This window comes from Tateyamaria sp. Alg231-49, from assembly GCF_900143535.1.
In the GTDB taxonomy this organism is placed as follows: Bacteria; Pseudomonadota; Alphaproteobacteria; order Rhodobacterales; family Rhodobacteraceae; genus Tateyamaria.
The window spans coordinates 112,102-125,674 of sequence record NZ_FRFA01000010.1 but is presented as its reverse complement, the minus strand read 5'-3'; the positions used below and the strand labels follow the sequence as shown (position 1 = coordinate 125,674).

The window sequence follows — 13,573 nt, the reverse complement described above, 5'->3', positions numbered from 1 at the left end:
ACAGGCGGGAAAGTGGCGTGGCAAAGCCAGCATTCAAGGGGGCCGAAAGCAGTTGCGCGACGCGCTCTACATGCCTGCTCTCGTCGCTGTAAAACACAACCCCGATATGTGCAAAAAATACCAGAGAATGATCAAACAGGGAAAACCGCAAAAGGTCGCTCTCACAGCAATCATGCGGAAACTCATTGAGCTCGCCAACACATTGGTCAAAGCAGATCGAGAGTGGGTTCAAAACCACGCTTGACCAAGACGGATACTCGAAGTCGTCATTCGCTGCGATCGGCCTGAATGAACGCTGTGCGGACAAAACGGACGTCAACTTACGTCACACCGATAAGAACCGGGGCCTTAGGTAGGTGAAACATCGCCTGCCATTAACCGGCTTTCGGCGATGTTGCATCGTTGCAAGCACATTATTGGACGTAAGACAGATGTGTGGAGCGCGAGCGGAGCGGGCGTTGAAGGCTCAATGCCAGGAAATTTATTGTTTGCCCGGTTTGACTTGACCACGAAGACAGAGCGTACCTACGTTGCGAAACGTCGGGGAGGATTTAGATGGCTGAGTTACAAGCAAAACCGCCGTTGGCTGGGGTGCGCGTTTTGGAGTTTGGCCAAATCGCGGCTGGTCCCTTTGCCGGGTCTTTGCTGGCCGATTTGGGTGCCGACGTTGTCAAGGTTGAGCGCCCAGATGGCGGCGACGGTATGCGATCTTGGCCGCCGCTGACCGACAATGGCGCAGGTGATTTGTATTCAGAGAATTTTGCATCCCTCAATCGCAACAAGCGGTCGATCACAGCAAATCTCAAAGATCCAGAAGATCTTGCCCGGCTGAAACGCCTTGCCGCTGAATGTGACGTTATTGTTGAGAACTATCGCCCCGGCGTGCTTGACCGTTTGGGATTGGGATATGACGCATTGAGCGCCGACAATAGCGCTTTGGTCTATTGCTCAATCTCTGGATATGGACAAACGGGGCCGTATCACAAGAAGGGGGCATTTGATGTCACCGTTCAAGGAATGAGCGGGTTGATGAGCGTTACCGGCGAGAAAGGCGGCGTTCCCGTTAAGGCGGGTGTGCCCGTCGGCGATTTTTGCGCGGGGCTTTATGCGGGTTACACTATTTTAGCAAAACTCATGCAGGCACGTGAAACCGGACAAGGGGGGCACATCGATTGTTCGATGCTTGGCAGTCTTCTTGGTGTCGCAGCATTGCAAACCTCACAGTACTTTGGAACCGGCGAAGCCCCAGAGGCTCTTGGCTCGGCGCACCCACGCAATGCACCTTATCGTGCGTTCCAAGCCAGTGACGCGCCGTTCATCATTGCAGCAGGCAATGACAAGCTGTGGGAACAAGTGGCCCATGCGGTTGGCCTTCCACACCTGATAGAAGATCCGCGCTTTGCAACACAGCTTTTGCGCGCAGAAAATCAGGATGGATTGTTCGATCTGTTGCAACCCGAATTTGAGAAACAAACGGCAGAGTATTGGTTGACGGAAATGGACAAACGCGGTGTCCCCTGTTCGCCGATTAATACATACCCAGAAGTTTTCGAGGGGGAGCAAGTCAAACACATGAATTTGGTGCGCTCCGTCACGCTGCCCAATGGGCAGGAAACGCGGACAACTGCCTTTCCAATTCAAATGACCGGTTACGATTTTGAGATCTTCCGTGACCCACCCAAGCTAGGTGCACACAATGACGACGTCGTGGCAGATTGGCTTTCGGCAGAGGATTTACGGTGACGGGCGCTGTCATTTCGAAACGGGTTGGCGATTGCTTGCATGTCACTCTAAGCCGCCCCGACAAACTTAACGCATTCAATGCCGAACTGGTCGAAGGTTTGCATGGCGCCGTACAAATGGCCGCTGATGTCGAAGCGCGCGCTGTCATTTTTCAGGGCGACGGACGGGGATTTTCGGGCGGTTTTGACCTGAGTGCACTGGATGACGAAAGTGACGGTGATCTTCTCTACCGATTTGTGCGGGTAGAGCAGCTGTTGCAATCTGTTGCACACGCGCCGTTCGCAACGATCGCTTGCGTCCATGGCCCGTGCTATGGGGCGGCGGCAGATTTGGTCGCGGCTTGCCAATCACGTATTGGGACCGCTTCTGCACGCTTCAGAATGCCCGGCGCCTTCTTTGGCCTAGTGCTTGGGACGGGTCGACTTGCGGCACTTGTTGGCGCAGATCACGCCCGTCAGCTGGTGCAAAGACCCAAGCCTTTTGGTGCAGAAGAAGCCGTGGAAACGGGGTTTCTGACGGCGATCGTCGAAGACGTTGAGTGGGAGACATGGATCGAACAGCGGATGGCACACGTGCGCATGTTTGATGCGATGACGTATGCCAACATGTCCGCGCGGCAGCGCGTGGACACGCGTTCAACAGACTTGGAAACATTGGTGAACTCCGTCACGTCCTCCTCGATAAAAGCGCGCATCCAAGCTTATGTCAGCAGCCTCAATCTGGAATAGAAGGGTGTACGGCATGTTCGCCCGAACACCGTTCGGGGCACCGTCGCGCGCGACGGTGCTATATCGCCGCTAGCGGCCTCAACACTCGGTTCATACCGGCCCGTATGCACGGAAGATGTCTCTGGCTTGGGGTCTTCCGTGGCTCGAAACCCCCCCGAGCAGCTGGGACTTACATCAATCGGTTTCCGAGGATCGCGCCCACAGATTGATTGCTTCTTCTGAACTGATTTCGTCGATCCGGGCCAGCTCTGCTTTGGTGAAGTCCAGATTGGCAACGGCCCCTGCACAATCCACGATCTGCTCGGGTCTGGACGCTCCGATGAGGGCCGTCGTCACCCGTTCGCCCCGCAGCACCCATGCAAGCGCCATCTGAGCCAAGGTTTGGCCGCGTGCTTCGGCCATCTCGTTCAGCGCCTGAACACTCGCCAGCGACCTTTCGTTGATCATCCCTTCTAAAAGGGACTTACCTTGGGTTGCTCGGCTGTCTTCGGGAATGCCGTGCAGGTATTTTGAGGTCAGGATGCCTTGCGCGAGCGGTGTGAACGCGATCGAGCCTACTCCCATTTCATCCAATGTATCCAAAAGCCCATCATGCTCCACCCAACGATTGAGCAGGTTGTAGGATGGCTGATGGATCAGGCACGGCGTCCCCAAGTCGTTCAGGATTGCAAGCGCTTCGCGCGTGCGCTGGGAATTATAGCTTGAGATCCCAACATAGAGCGCGCGCCCAGAGCGCACGATATGATCCAGCGCGCCCATCGTTTCTTCCAATGGCGTATCAGGGTCAAAACGGTGGGAGTAGAAGATATCAACATAATCTAGGCCCAGACGTTTGAGCGATTGATCGCAAGAGGCGACAAGGTATTTTCGCGACCCCCATTCGCCGTAAGGTCCAGGCCACATTCCATAGCCTGCCTTTGTCGATATGATAAGTTCATCCCGGTGGCCCGCAAATTCGGTACCCAATATTTTACCGAATGCTTCCTCCGCAGAGCCTGCGGGCGGACCATAGTTGTTTGCCAGATCGAAGTGAGTGATGCCGAGATCAAAGGCCGTTGCGCACATATCGCGTTTGACCTGATGCGGGGTATCTTCACCGAAGTTGTGCCACAGCCCAAGGCTGATTGCGGGCAGCTTGAGCCCGGATTGACCACATCGGCGATAAACCATTTGATCATAGCGTCGGGGGTCAGGATGATATGGTTGGGACGGCGGTTTCGCGGGGCGCTGTGGATTTGTCATAAGGACATCAAAGCCGAATGACGCGTCTTGTCAAATCGCCAGACGGATTCGTGTACACACTTATTCCTCTTTCGTCCCCGCCGCAGGGGTCAATTGAGATGTACTTCCATGGCGGCTGCAATCAGCCCCGCGCACAGCAACACAGACTTGATTAACGCGCCCTCATCAAAATCAAAATTCGGGGTGTGATGATCGTCTGCCAGATCAGCCCCCAGAACGAAGATGCCACCCGTGCCGCCCCTTTGGTGCACCCGGCGCGCGAGCGTCGCTGCATCCTCGCTAGCGCCGAAAAAGAAGTCTTGCATGGGGTTGGCAAAGGCGCCGGTTGCAGTGTTCACAGCTTCGGCCCAGCTTGCCAGCGTGGCGGGGTTGGAGTGGCCCGCGGCCCCTCCGCCTTGGGACAATTCGCACTCGACCCCATGCGCCTGCGCAATCGATTCAACCAATGCACAACAGCGGGCTTCCAACGATTGAAGATCCTCGGTCTCTTGCGCCCGCATTTCAAAAGTGAACCGCGCTTCATCCGGGACGATGTTTACTGCCGTCCCGGCCTGCATCATCCCGACGTTCACGCGGATGCCCGGCTGGCTCGATTGCGCCATCGTTTGCAAGCCTAGGACAGCCTGGCATGCTGCGACCAGCGCGTTGCGCCCGCCTTCCGGTGTTTTGCCAGCATGGGATGCGCGCCCCGTCATCATCACGTCATAGCGGGTGTTGGCCAAAATCCCATGTACCGCAAATGCCGCACTGTCTGATGGCACCCCTAGCCCCAGATGAATGGCAAAGAATAGATCCACATCATCCATCCATCCCGCCTCGGCCACAGCCCGTCCCCCGCGCCCACCTTCTTCGGCGGGTTGGAACAGAATTTTCAACCGCCCCCGGCCAGTGTCCAGATAGGGTTTCAACATGCGCGCCGTTGCCAACCCGATAGCGGCATGCCCGTCATGGCCACACGAATGCATCACACCGGGGCTTGTCGACGCAAACCCTTGCGCGAAAGGGGCGTGATTGCCGCCCGCTTCGGTGATCGGCAGAGCGTCAATGTCCACGCGCATGCACACCGTTGGGCCGGGTCTGCCACTGTCAAAAAGCGCGATGCACCCTGTATCGCCTTCGCCGGGGATCGGATCGGCGCTCATGCCCATCCTGACGGTATCACCAAGAAGGGCAGGGCCTGACACAACATCGTATCCGGCCTGCGTCAGATCGGCGACGATTGCAGATGTTGTCTCGACTTCCTGCCACCCCAGTTCGGGTGCGGCGTGGAAGGCGCGCCGCTGTGCGATGACCTTCGGCTCTTGCGCGACGGCTGCGCGTTTCAGGCTATCGGCAACATCAGGGGGCAAACTGGAAAGCAATGAAAAGTCTGACATCGTCAAATGTTAGGCCCGTATAGCTGCTGTAGCAATCTGCATATCGTGCTGCGGGTCCGGATAGAATGAGCATGGCTGTATTCGTGCCTCGACAAGACTTGCCTCTAGACGGCCGATCCACTGTCGCCTTCCGCGCGTGCGCTGACCCGTTTTTCGCGAAATGCGATGAAGACACCGGATGAGAAGATCACCGCCGCTCCGATCCATGTGAAAATATCTGGGACCTCTGCAAAGAACCACGCCCCAATCAATGCCGTCCACACCAGTTTCAGAAAATCAAACGGCATCAGTGCGGTTGGATCCGTTTCCTTCAATGACTGGCTGAGCGACATCTGCGCGATGGAGCCGAACAGCCCGATCACCACCATCCAAGCCAGTGTTTCCAGCCCGAACGGTTGCCACACCCACACCGCCGGACCGATGGAAAAAAGCCCCAGAAAAATCCCCATATAAGCGACAATTGTGACGCTGGATTCGGTCCGGGACAGGATTTTGATAATGACCATGGCCACGGCCCAAAGTGCTGCCGAGGCGGTCACCAGAAGCGCGCCAATGTCGATGGCGACCAGCCCGGGCCGCAGGATGATGAGCATCCCCAGAAACCCGAAAAGGATGGCCAGCCATCGATAGATGCGAAACCGCTCTCCCAGAATGAGCACCGACAGAATGGCCATGAAGATTGGCGCGGTGAAGCTTAGTGCCGTGACCATGGCGAGTGGAGAAATCGACAGTGCCGTGAAGAACATGAGCATCGCGCCCACGTTAACAACGCCGCGCAACGCATGAAGCCCGATCCGCTTTGTGCGCAGCATGGCAAAGCGCGACCGCATCAGCAAAGGCAACAAAAATGCTAGCCCGAAGATGTTTCTAAAGAAGGCAATTTGGAAAGGTGGCAAGACCTCGGACACAAAACGCACCAACCCGTGCATTATCGAAAACGCCACTGTCGACAGACACATCAGCAATATGCCACGCAAGGCTGGCGTCTGACTGGACCAGAGCAACCCAAGCTGCTGTCTGCGTGACGTCTGAGGTGTCTGTTCCATCCTGCTCGTTCTCTGAGGCGTCAATTCCAAGCGTCAAAGCGTGCCAAAAACGATCTGGCCGCCGGTCGCAGCCAAGAAAGGACTGGTTGTGCCCAAGTCTGCCATTAGCAGGCGACGCGGGGCAAGCCATGCAATTCACCCCTATTCAGTCCTTGGCTTGCGGAAGACCAATCTTGATGCCGCCGAAATGACTGCCGCCGCTGCCCGCATCAAGTGCTACATCTGTCAAACACCGCCCCGCAGGTGGAGCCTGGGGCAGTTGGTTTGACACGACCAATCCCACCGAAACTGGAACACACGCGTCTCACAGGATCCTTCAAGGCGCGGGGTTCGTTCAACACGCTGTTCAGTCGGGAGGTGCTGCCCGGCAGCGAACGACGGCTTTGCCGCCATCGTCAGTTGTGGTCTATATGGTTCCAAAGCTACATGAATTGAGGAAAAAACATGTCGACACCTGAAAGTAGGCTGGAAGACTTGGGCCTGAAATTACCTCAACCGACAAAACTGCCCGAGGGTCTGATTTTGCCCTTTGAATTTGTTAATATCAGAGGCAATCGCGTTCTTTTTTCAGGACACCCAAAGTCCGCAATGGATGGCACCTTGAGTGGTCCTTTTGGAGTGGTTGGAACTGATATGACTACGGACGAGGCCTATGAAGAGGCCCGTGAAGTGGCCCTATCTGTGCTTGCCAACATCAAGGCTGAGATCGGCGAGTTGTCGCGAATATCCGGATGGGTTCGCGTTTTTGGCATGGTGACTTCTGCGCCGAATTATTCGGAACAGCACGTCGTTGTGAACGGATTTAGCGACCTGATCATTGATGTCTTTGGCCCAGATGTCGGTCGTCACGCGCGCTCAGCAATTGGCGTTTCGGGCTTGCCTCTTGGGTTTGCCATGGAAATCGAAGGCGAAGTGTTGATCGACGGCTAACTGGTCTGCCGGCGCACTCCCGACCGGGGCGCACGCCGTGGTTTTGGCCTGACAAACAGCATATCAGGCCAACCACAATTGTCGCAGTGCAGGCCGGTCAGTCCAGAAACCAATGGGGTTCGGCGTTTCCACCACAGACAAGGACAGCAATACGTTCGCCTCGACTTGGAGTGTAAGCCCCCGATGTGAGTGCTGCAAATGCGGTCGCCGCTCCGGGTTCGCCGACCAGCCTTGTTCCCTCCCATAGCCGTTTGCCGGCATCAAAGACGGCGGCGTCGGGCAGCACAATTGCGTCGGTGACCCGTTCCTTGATGATGGTGTAGGACAGGTCGCCCAATCGTGGCCCGCCCAGCGATCCTGCGGACACGCCGCTGGCGGCCACGTCGATGTCCGGGCCGTCCTCAAGGGATCGGGCAAGTGTGTTGGTGCCTTCGGTTTCGACAGAAACGACGCGCACGCGATCGCCCAGCCAAGCGGCAATGCCACCGATCAACCCGCCGCCGCCAGTGGCGACCATGATGGTATCGAACCCAGCGGTCTGTGCCTCCATCTCTAATGCGACAGTGCCCTGCCCGGCCAAGGTGGGCGCCGTATCATAGGGGTGCACTGACAGCGCTCCGGTGGTTTCTGCATGCTTTGCATATTCCGTCATGCAATCGGCGACGCTCCCGTCTGTCAGAATGACTTCGGCCCCGAAATCACGCATCCGGCGTAGCTTTTCTTCTTTGGCAATAGCGCGAGGGACGAACACCACGGATTTATGGCCCAACTTGGTCGCCGCATAGGCCACGGCGGCCCCGTGGTTCCCTCCCGAAGCCGCGACGACGCCTGCTGGAGGGACGTCACGGCTGAGCAGGTTGTTGAACGCGCCACGCACCTTAAAGGAGCCTGTAACTTGCGTGTGTTCAAGTTTCAGCGTGACAGGGTAGTGCAGTCCAAGCGCATCTGGCTCCACCTCCAGGATGGGCGTGGGGCGGATATGGCCTGCGATGCGAGCGGCGGCGGCGGTAATGTCGTCGGGGGTAAGTTTTGTCATGCGCAGACGATGGACTGCGCGCAGTTGGCCGTCAATTGCACGCTTCATTTGTTCGCCACTCGGTCATGGGCGCACGCCGCAGCAACCGGCCGGTTTATCCCGCGTCCCGCCCTTCCCGCTCTGTTTTTTACCCTTTGGCGATCACGCCTGCCGCAGCCTCCAAGGCACCGGAGCCGCGAGGAATGTCGAGCGCCATCAGCCCGGACTCGATCCCGCCCAGCAGGCCCATGATCATGTGCCCGTTGATGTGCCCCATATGGCCCAGACGGAAAAACCCGTGCCAAGACGGATCACCCGGAGGCGCCATGCCAAGGCCGATGCCAAGCGTCAGACCGATGTTATGCTCCACCCAATCACGCAATGCGGTGCCGTTTGGCGCTTCCAGTCGCAGTGCCGTTACGGCACAGCTGCGGTTCTGTGTATCTGCCACGTTCAATTCCAGTGGTCCGCCTTGCGCCCAGACCTCGCACGCAGCCCAAATCGCCCGAGCCAAGCGAGCGTGCCGCGCCCAGACCGCTTCGATCCCTTCGGCGTGCAGCATATCAAGGGCCGTGCGCAGGCCGTAGAGGTGATGGGTTGGCGCAGTTCCGTTCCAATACATAAAGAATTCTTCTGGGTTGGCGCGCGGCGTCCAGTCCCAGTACCGGCTGACCCGTGGCATGGCGGCGCGCGCGGCAGCGGCCTTGGCGTTGAAAAAGACGAAGGCCATGCCCGGCGGCACCATCAGCCCCTTTTGACAGCCCGCCACCATCACATCGACGCCCCACGCATCCATTTCAAACCTGTCGCACCCTAGCGAGGCCATGCAGTCGGCCATCAAAAGGGCGGGATGTCCGACTGCGTCCAAAGTCGCACGCAGTGCGGAGATATCGTTGCGGATCGACGTTGAGGTATCCACATGGACCGCCAGAACCGCCTTGATCTTGTGACCCACATCGGCGCGCAGCGTTTCTGCGATCCGGTCCATGTCCATCGGAGCGCGCTTGCCAAAGTCCAGCGTTTCCACCTCGGCCCCGAGACCGAGCGCTATATCAGCCCATCCATGGCCAAAGCGGCCTGTCGCCGGCACCAAAACCGTCTCGCCCGGTGCTATGGTGTTGGCCAAGGCCGCCTCCCATACGGCGTGTCCATTGCCGATATACATCGCAACATCGCCGCTGGTACGCGCCACACGTTTAAGATCAGGCACAAGGCTGGCAGCAATATCGATCAGTTCGCCGGCATAAATGTTGGGTGCGCCGCGATGCATCGCGCGCAGCACAGCATCGGGCATCACCGAAGGGCCCGGAATAGCAAGATAGTCGCGACCAAAGCTGGCGATGGGGGGCGTGGACATGCGTGTCTCCGACGAAAATGGGCTTTCGCGGACACTAGCGTGCCGCAGCGCGGCGTCAATCGCCCTCAATGCTTGCCCCTCAGGTTCGCCCAAGATACACCACAGGGATAGGTAAATCATCGGAGCACGGCACAGCGCCGTTGATATCCCACACGTGACCTCTCCTGCTTCTCCTGAAACGCCCTATGCCCAGTCATGGCCGCTGCTCAAGTGGCTCTGGGGCGCGTACCTGAAAAAGCACACGGCCATTATGGCGGTTGCTGTGTTTTTCATGCTTGTCGAAGGATCAATGGTCGGCGCGCTCGCCTACATGATGCAGCCGATGTTCGATGACGTGTTTGTCGAGGGCAATGGGGCCCTGCTGATCTGGGTGGGTGTGTTGGTTGTCGTCATCTTTACCGTGCGCGCCATCTCTTCTGTTGTTCAAAAGCTGTTGCTGACCCATGTCGCGCTGAAAACCGCCGCGGCACTGCGCATCGATTTGCTGGACCGCATCATGTTGCAGGACGGAGCCTTTCATCAGGTTCACCCCCCCGGGTTTTTGATTCAGAGGGTGCAGGGAGATGTGGGCGCCATCGGTAATGTGTGGCGCGCGATCATCACTGGCGCCGGGCGGGACCTTGTCGGTCTTTTTGTGCTTTTTGGAGTTGCGATCAGTGTTGATCCGATTTGGGCCCTTCTGGCGTGCGTTGGCGTCCCTCTGCTCGTTTTGCCTGCCGCGTCAGTACAGGGGTATGTGCGCCGACAGGCCCGCAAGTCGCATGATCTGGGGGCCAGTTTGTCCACCCGTCTGGATGAGGTGTTCCATGGCATCGTACAGGTCAAGCTGAACGCCTTGGAACGCTATCAGGCACGGCAATACCGCACGATCACCAAAAACTTTAATCGCACCCAGACCAAAACAGCCCTGGGGGGTGCAGCCGTTCCCGCAATGGTCGATATCGTGTCAGGTGTCGGGTTCATGGCCGTCATCCTCTATGGCGGATCCGAAATCATTTCCGGTGACAAGACCATTGGTCAGTTCATGACGTTTTTCACGGCAATGGGGTTTGCCTTTGATCCAATGCGCCGGCTCGGCGCGCTTTCTGGGCTTTGGCAGGCGTCTGCCGCCTCGATTGAACGGGTCAAGGAACTGCTGGATGCGCCACTTGCCCTGACATCCCCCGCACGCCCCGAAGCGCCACCCACAGGGGTTCCTGAAATTGCGCTCGAGAATGTGTCGCTTTACTATGGCGAAACCCGCGTGCTGAAAGACGTGTCCTTCGTCGCGCGCCCCGGTGAAACGACCGCATTGGTGGGAGCCTCGGGGGCTGGCAAGTCTTCGATCTTCAATTTGTTGACCCGCTTGGTCGATGCACAGGAAGGCGCAGTTCGAATTGGCGGTGTGGCCACGCAAGAGATGGACCTGGACAAGTTGCGGGGGCTCTACTCGGTGGTCACGCAAGAGGCGCTGCTTTTTGACGAAACGCTGCGCGAGAACATTTTACTGGGTCAAGAGGATGTCCCCGAAGACCGTCTGAAGACCGCGCTGGATTCGGCGCATGTGACAGACTTTCTGGACAAACTGCCTGACGGGCTGGACACCCATGTCGGCCCGCGCGGTTCTGCCTTGTCAGGCGGGCAACGTCAGCGGGTCGTTATCGCCCGTGCTCTTTTGCGCGACACGCCCATATTGCTGCTGGACGAGGCCACCTCAGCCCTTGATGCGCAATCCGAACAGGTGGTCCAGAATGCCCTTGATCGCCTGTCCGCAGGCCGTACCACGCTGGTGATCGCGCACCGACTGTCCACCATTCGAGGGGCCGACAAGATCGTTGTTATGGACCGGGGCGAAATCAAAGACACCGGAACACATGAAGAATTGCTGGAAAAAGGTGGGATCTATGCCGACCTCTATCGCTTGCAGTTCAAGGACGGGAAAACGGTGATTGATGGGGCGCGCGCACGCGCGATTGTTAAGGACCATCCGGGCGACACCACAATGGGGCATGGGTTGTTGGCCCGCCTGCGCGCGCGTTTGCTGGGAGACTAGCGGCGGTATTGACGGGCGAGTGTTGCCGCATCAGCCCCTGCGAAGTAGCGGGCTTGCGTCCATAGATTGCGCGTACCGCGCCGGATCCACCCTTGTTTGCGGAACTTTGCACTGCAGGTGATCGCCTGAGCATCCAAGGCAATCAGGTGCCCTTTCAGCGCGCGGGCTATGGCCACATCCTCCATCAAGGGGATATCAGGGTAACCGTCGATATGAGAATAAAGCGCCCGTGGGATCATCAGACCCTGATCCCCAAAGGGCAAGCCGAACAGACGCGCACGGAAGTTGGCCCAGGCGGCAACCATGCGCCCGCCCCGGTCAAACTTAAGCTGGAAATAGCCTGCTTTGCGCAGGTTCAGATGTGCACCAACTGCATTGGTCCATCCGGGGCTCAAAACCGTATCGGCGTGCAAAATGAGAAACCAGTTGGCCCGCGCCTGCGCGCATCCGCGCCGCAATTGCCCCCCGCGCGACGCTGGTCCGGTGATGATGTGCGCACCCCACGCATCGGCCTGCGTGAGCGTTTCATCGACTGACCCTCCGTCGCTGATGATCAATTCAGCAATCAGCCCGGCTTCCAGCCCTTCCATCAAAGAACTCAGGCAGGCGGGCAAGGTTTGGCTTGCATTGAGCGTCGGGATAATAACTGACAGTGGTGCAGGCACGCGTGCCCCCTTTTTCCGGTGCATGAGACTGTTATATGACAAGTCAGTTAAGCGAAAGGAACACTGATGCCTGAACGCCATGTTTTCCGCCTCTCGGGCGGTGACACCCGGACTTTCCTGCAAGGTCTGGTCACCAATGACGTCAACGGCATTGATGGTGGTCTGGTCTATGCCGCGTTGCTCACACCACAGGGCAAGTATCTGGCTGACTTCTTTTTGAGCGCGGCGGGCGATGATGTGCTGCTGGATGCGTCAGCCGAACAGGCCGACATGCTGCGCACGCGGCTGAGCATGTACAAATTGCGGGCCGACGTGACGATCACGGATGCGGACCTGTTTGTGCATCGTGGCCTTGATGACCGGCCAGCAGATGGCATGGACGACCCCCGCAACCCCGCGCTGGGATGGCGGGCGTATCGGTCGGACCCGCAGGCCGTGGATGACACGGACTGGAAAGCACTTCGCGTCGCCCACATGATTCCGGAAACGGGTGTTGAACTGACACCGGACACCTTCATTCTTGAAGCGGGGTTTGAGGCCATCAAGGGCGTGGATTTTCGGAAAGGGTGCTATGTCGGACAGGAAGTAACCGCTCGGATGAAGCACAAGACGTCCTTGCGCAAAGGGCTGGTGCAGGTCGTTGTGACAGGTGAAGCGACCCCCGGCACGCCCATCATGTTCGGGGACAAGGTCGCCGGGACGCTGCTGAGCCGGCACGCAGACCATGCCATAGCCTATCTGCGGTTTGATCGCGCCCAAGGGCCGATGACCGCGGGCAGAGCAGACGTTGTTTGGGAAGGTGCCGGAAACTGACACAGTTTCCGGCCAAAATCCGCAACGGATAAAAGCGCGCCTAGGATCAGGCGCGTTCAGAATAATCCATGGTCTCGGTGTTCACGACGATGTCTTCGTCCTGCCCCACAAACGGTGGAACCATGACCTTGAGACCATTGTCGAGCGTGGCGGGTTTGAACGAGTTCGCCGCTGTCTGGCCTTTGACGACCGGTTCAGTTTCAACGATCTTGCAAACCACTTTTTGGGGCAACGTCGCGTTCAGGGCCTCGGCCTCGTGAAATTCGACAACGATTGTCATGCCGTCCTGCAAAAACGGGCGCCGTTCCCCGAGAATTTCAGAGGGCAGTTCGATCTGCTCGTAGGTGTCCGTATCCATGAACACGAGCATGCCGTCGTTTTCGTAAAGGAACTGCTGGTCTTTTTGTTCAAGACGCACGCGTTCCACTTTGTCGGCACTGCGGAATCGCTCGTTCAGCTTTGACCCATTGCGCAGGTTGCGCATTTCGACCTGAGCAAATGCTCCGCCTTTTCCGGGCTTTACGTGGTCCACCTTGACCGCGGCCCACAGACCGCCGTTGTGTTCCAGAACGTTTCCCGGGCGTATTTCGTTTCCGTTGATTTTAGGCATGTGTCAAAACCATGGC

At 57.9% G+C, this 13,573-nt stretch carries 13 protein-coding genes; 6 read left to right on the top strand and 7 right to left on the bottom strand.

The features are described from left to right. The 3 genes from DHN60_RS15960 to DHN60_RS15950 form a co-directional block, all read left to right on the top strand. Positions 1-244: transposase (locus DHN60_RS15960; RefSeq protein WP_159089240.1), on the top strand; the 244-nt coding region annotated here is incomplete at its 5' end. A 311-nt stretch (positions 245-555) separates the two neighbouring features. Beyond that, positions 556-1,743: a CaiB/BaiF CoA-transferase family protein gene (locus DHN60_RS15955; protein WP_108838312.1), complete on the top strand. Its 1,188-nt coding sequence runs from the start codon at positions 556-558 to the stop codon at positions 1,741-1,743. After that, positions 1,740-2,471, top strand: coding sequence for an enoyl-CoA hydratase/isomerase family protein (locus DHN60_RS15950; RefSeq protein ID WP_159089239.1), 732 nt, complete (start codon positions 1,740-1,742; stop codon positions 2,469-2,471). Before DHN60_RS15955 ends, DHN60_RS15950 begins: the two co-directional genes overlap by 4 nt. Before the next feature lie 174 nt (positions 2,472-2,645). On the opposite strand, the gene mgrA is transcribed toward DHN60_RS15950, so the two are convergent. The 3 genes from mgrA to DHN60_RS15935 form a co-directional block, all read right to left on the bottom strand. Continuing rightward, positions 2,646-3,713 (bottom strand): L-glyceraldehyde 3-phosphate reductase, encoded by a 1,068-nt coding sequence (gene mgrA, locus DHN60_RS15945; RefSeq protein WP_108838310.1) that lies wholly within the window; start codon positions 3,711-3,713, stop codon positions 2,646-2,648. 89 nt (positions 3,714-3,802) lie between these two features. Beyond that, a complete protein-coding gene (locus tag DHN60_RS15940; protein ID WP_108838309.1) occupies positions 3,803-5,089 on the bottom strand; it encodes an amidohydrolase in 1,287 nt (428 codons plus the stop codon). Between the two features lie 104 nt (positions 5,090-5,193). Continuing rightward, positions 5,194-6,018 carry a DMT family transporter gene (locus DHN60_RS15935; RefSeq protein WP_234423666.1) on the bottom strand — a complete coding sequence of 275 codons (825 nt, stop codon included), beginning with the start codon at positions 6,016-6,018 and terminating at the stop codon, positions 5,194-5,196. A gap of 561 nt (positions 6,019-6,579) precedes the next feature. Between DHN60_RS15935 and DHN60_RS15925 the strand changes: the two genes are divergently transcribed. Continuing rightward, the gene (locus DHN60_RS15925) at positions 6,580-7,065 is read left to right on the top strand and encodes a RidA family protein (protein ID WP_108838306.1); all 486 of its coding nucleotides are present in this window, start codon (positions 6,580-6,582) and stop codon (positions 7,063-7,065) included. Positions 7,066-7,162: 97 nt separating this feature from the next. On the opposite strand, the gene DHN60_RS15920 is transcribed toward DHN60_RS15925, so the two are convergent. Both DHN60_RS15920 and DHN60_RS15915 read right to left on the bottom strand, forming a co-directional pair. Continuing rightward, positions 7,163-8,101: a threonine/serine dehydratase gene (locus DHN60_RS15920; protein WP_108838332.1), complete on the bottom strand. Its 939-nt coding sequence runs from the start codon at positions 8,099-8,101 to the stop codon at positions 7,163-7,165. A 127-nt stretch (positions 8,102-8,228) separates the two neighbouring features. Then, complete coding sequence (locus tag DHN60_RS15915; protein ID WP_108838305.1) at positions 8,229-9,437, bottom strand: alanine--glyoxylate aminotransferase family protein; 1,209 nt, start codon at positions 9,435-9,437, stop codon at positions 8,229-8,231. 154 nt (positions 9,438-9,591) lie between these two features. Between DHN60_RS15915 and DHN60_RS15910 the strand changes: the two genes are divergently transcribed. Further along, positions 9,592-11,469 carry an ABC transporter ATP-binding protein gene (locus tag DHN60_RS15910; RefSeq protein ID WP_234423664.1) on the top strand — a complete coding sequence of 626 codons (1,878 nt, stop codon included), beginning with the start codon at positions 9,592-9,594 and terminating at the stop codon, positions 11,467-11,469. Here DHN60_RS15910 and DHN60_RS15905 read toward each other — a convergent pair. After that, entirely contained in the window at positions 11,466-12,134 is a 669-nt protein-coding gene (locus DHN60_RS15905) for a TIGR04283 family arsenosugar biosynthesis glycosyltransferase (RefSeq protein WP_108838331.1), read from the bottom strand. The genes DHN60_RS15910 and DHN60_RS15905 overlap by 4 nt on opposite strands. A gap of 66 nt (positions 12,135-12,200) precedes the next feature. Between DHN60_RS15905 and DHN60_RS15900 the strand changes: the two genes are divergently transcribed. Continuing rightward, entirely contained in the window at positions 12,201-12,947 is a 747-nt protein-coding gene (locus DHN60_RS15900) for a folate-binding protein YgfZ (protein WP_108838303.1), read from the top strand. Positions 12,948-12,993: 46 nt separating this feature from the next. Here the strand turns inward: DHN60_RS15900 and efp are convergent, their stop codons facing one another. After that, entirely contained in the window at positions 12,994-13,557 is a 564-nt protein-coding gene (gene efp / locus DHN60_RS15895) for an elongation factor P (RefSeq protein ID WP_108838302.1), read from the bottom strand. Positions 13,558-13,573: the final 16 nt, after the last annotated feature.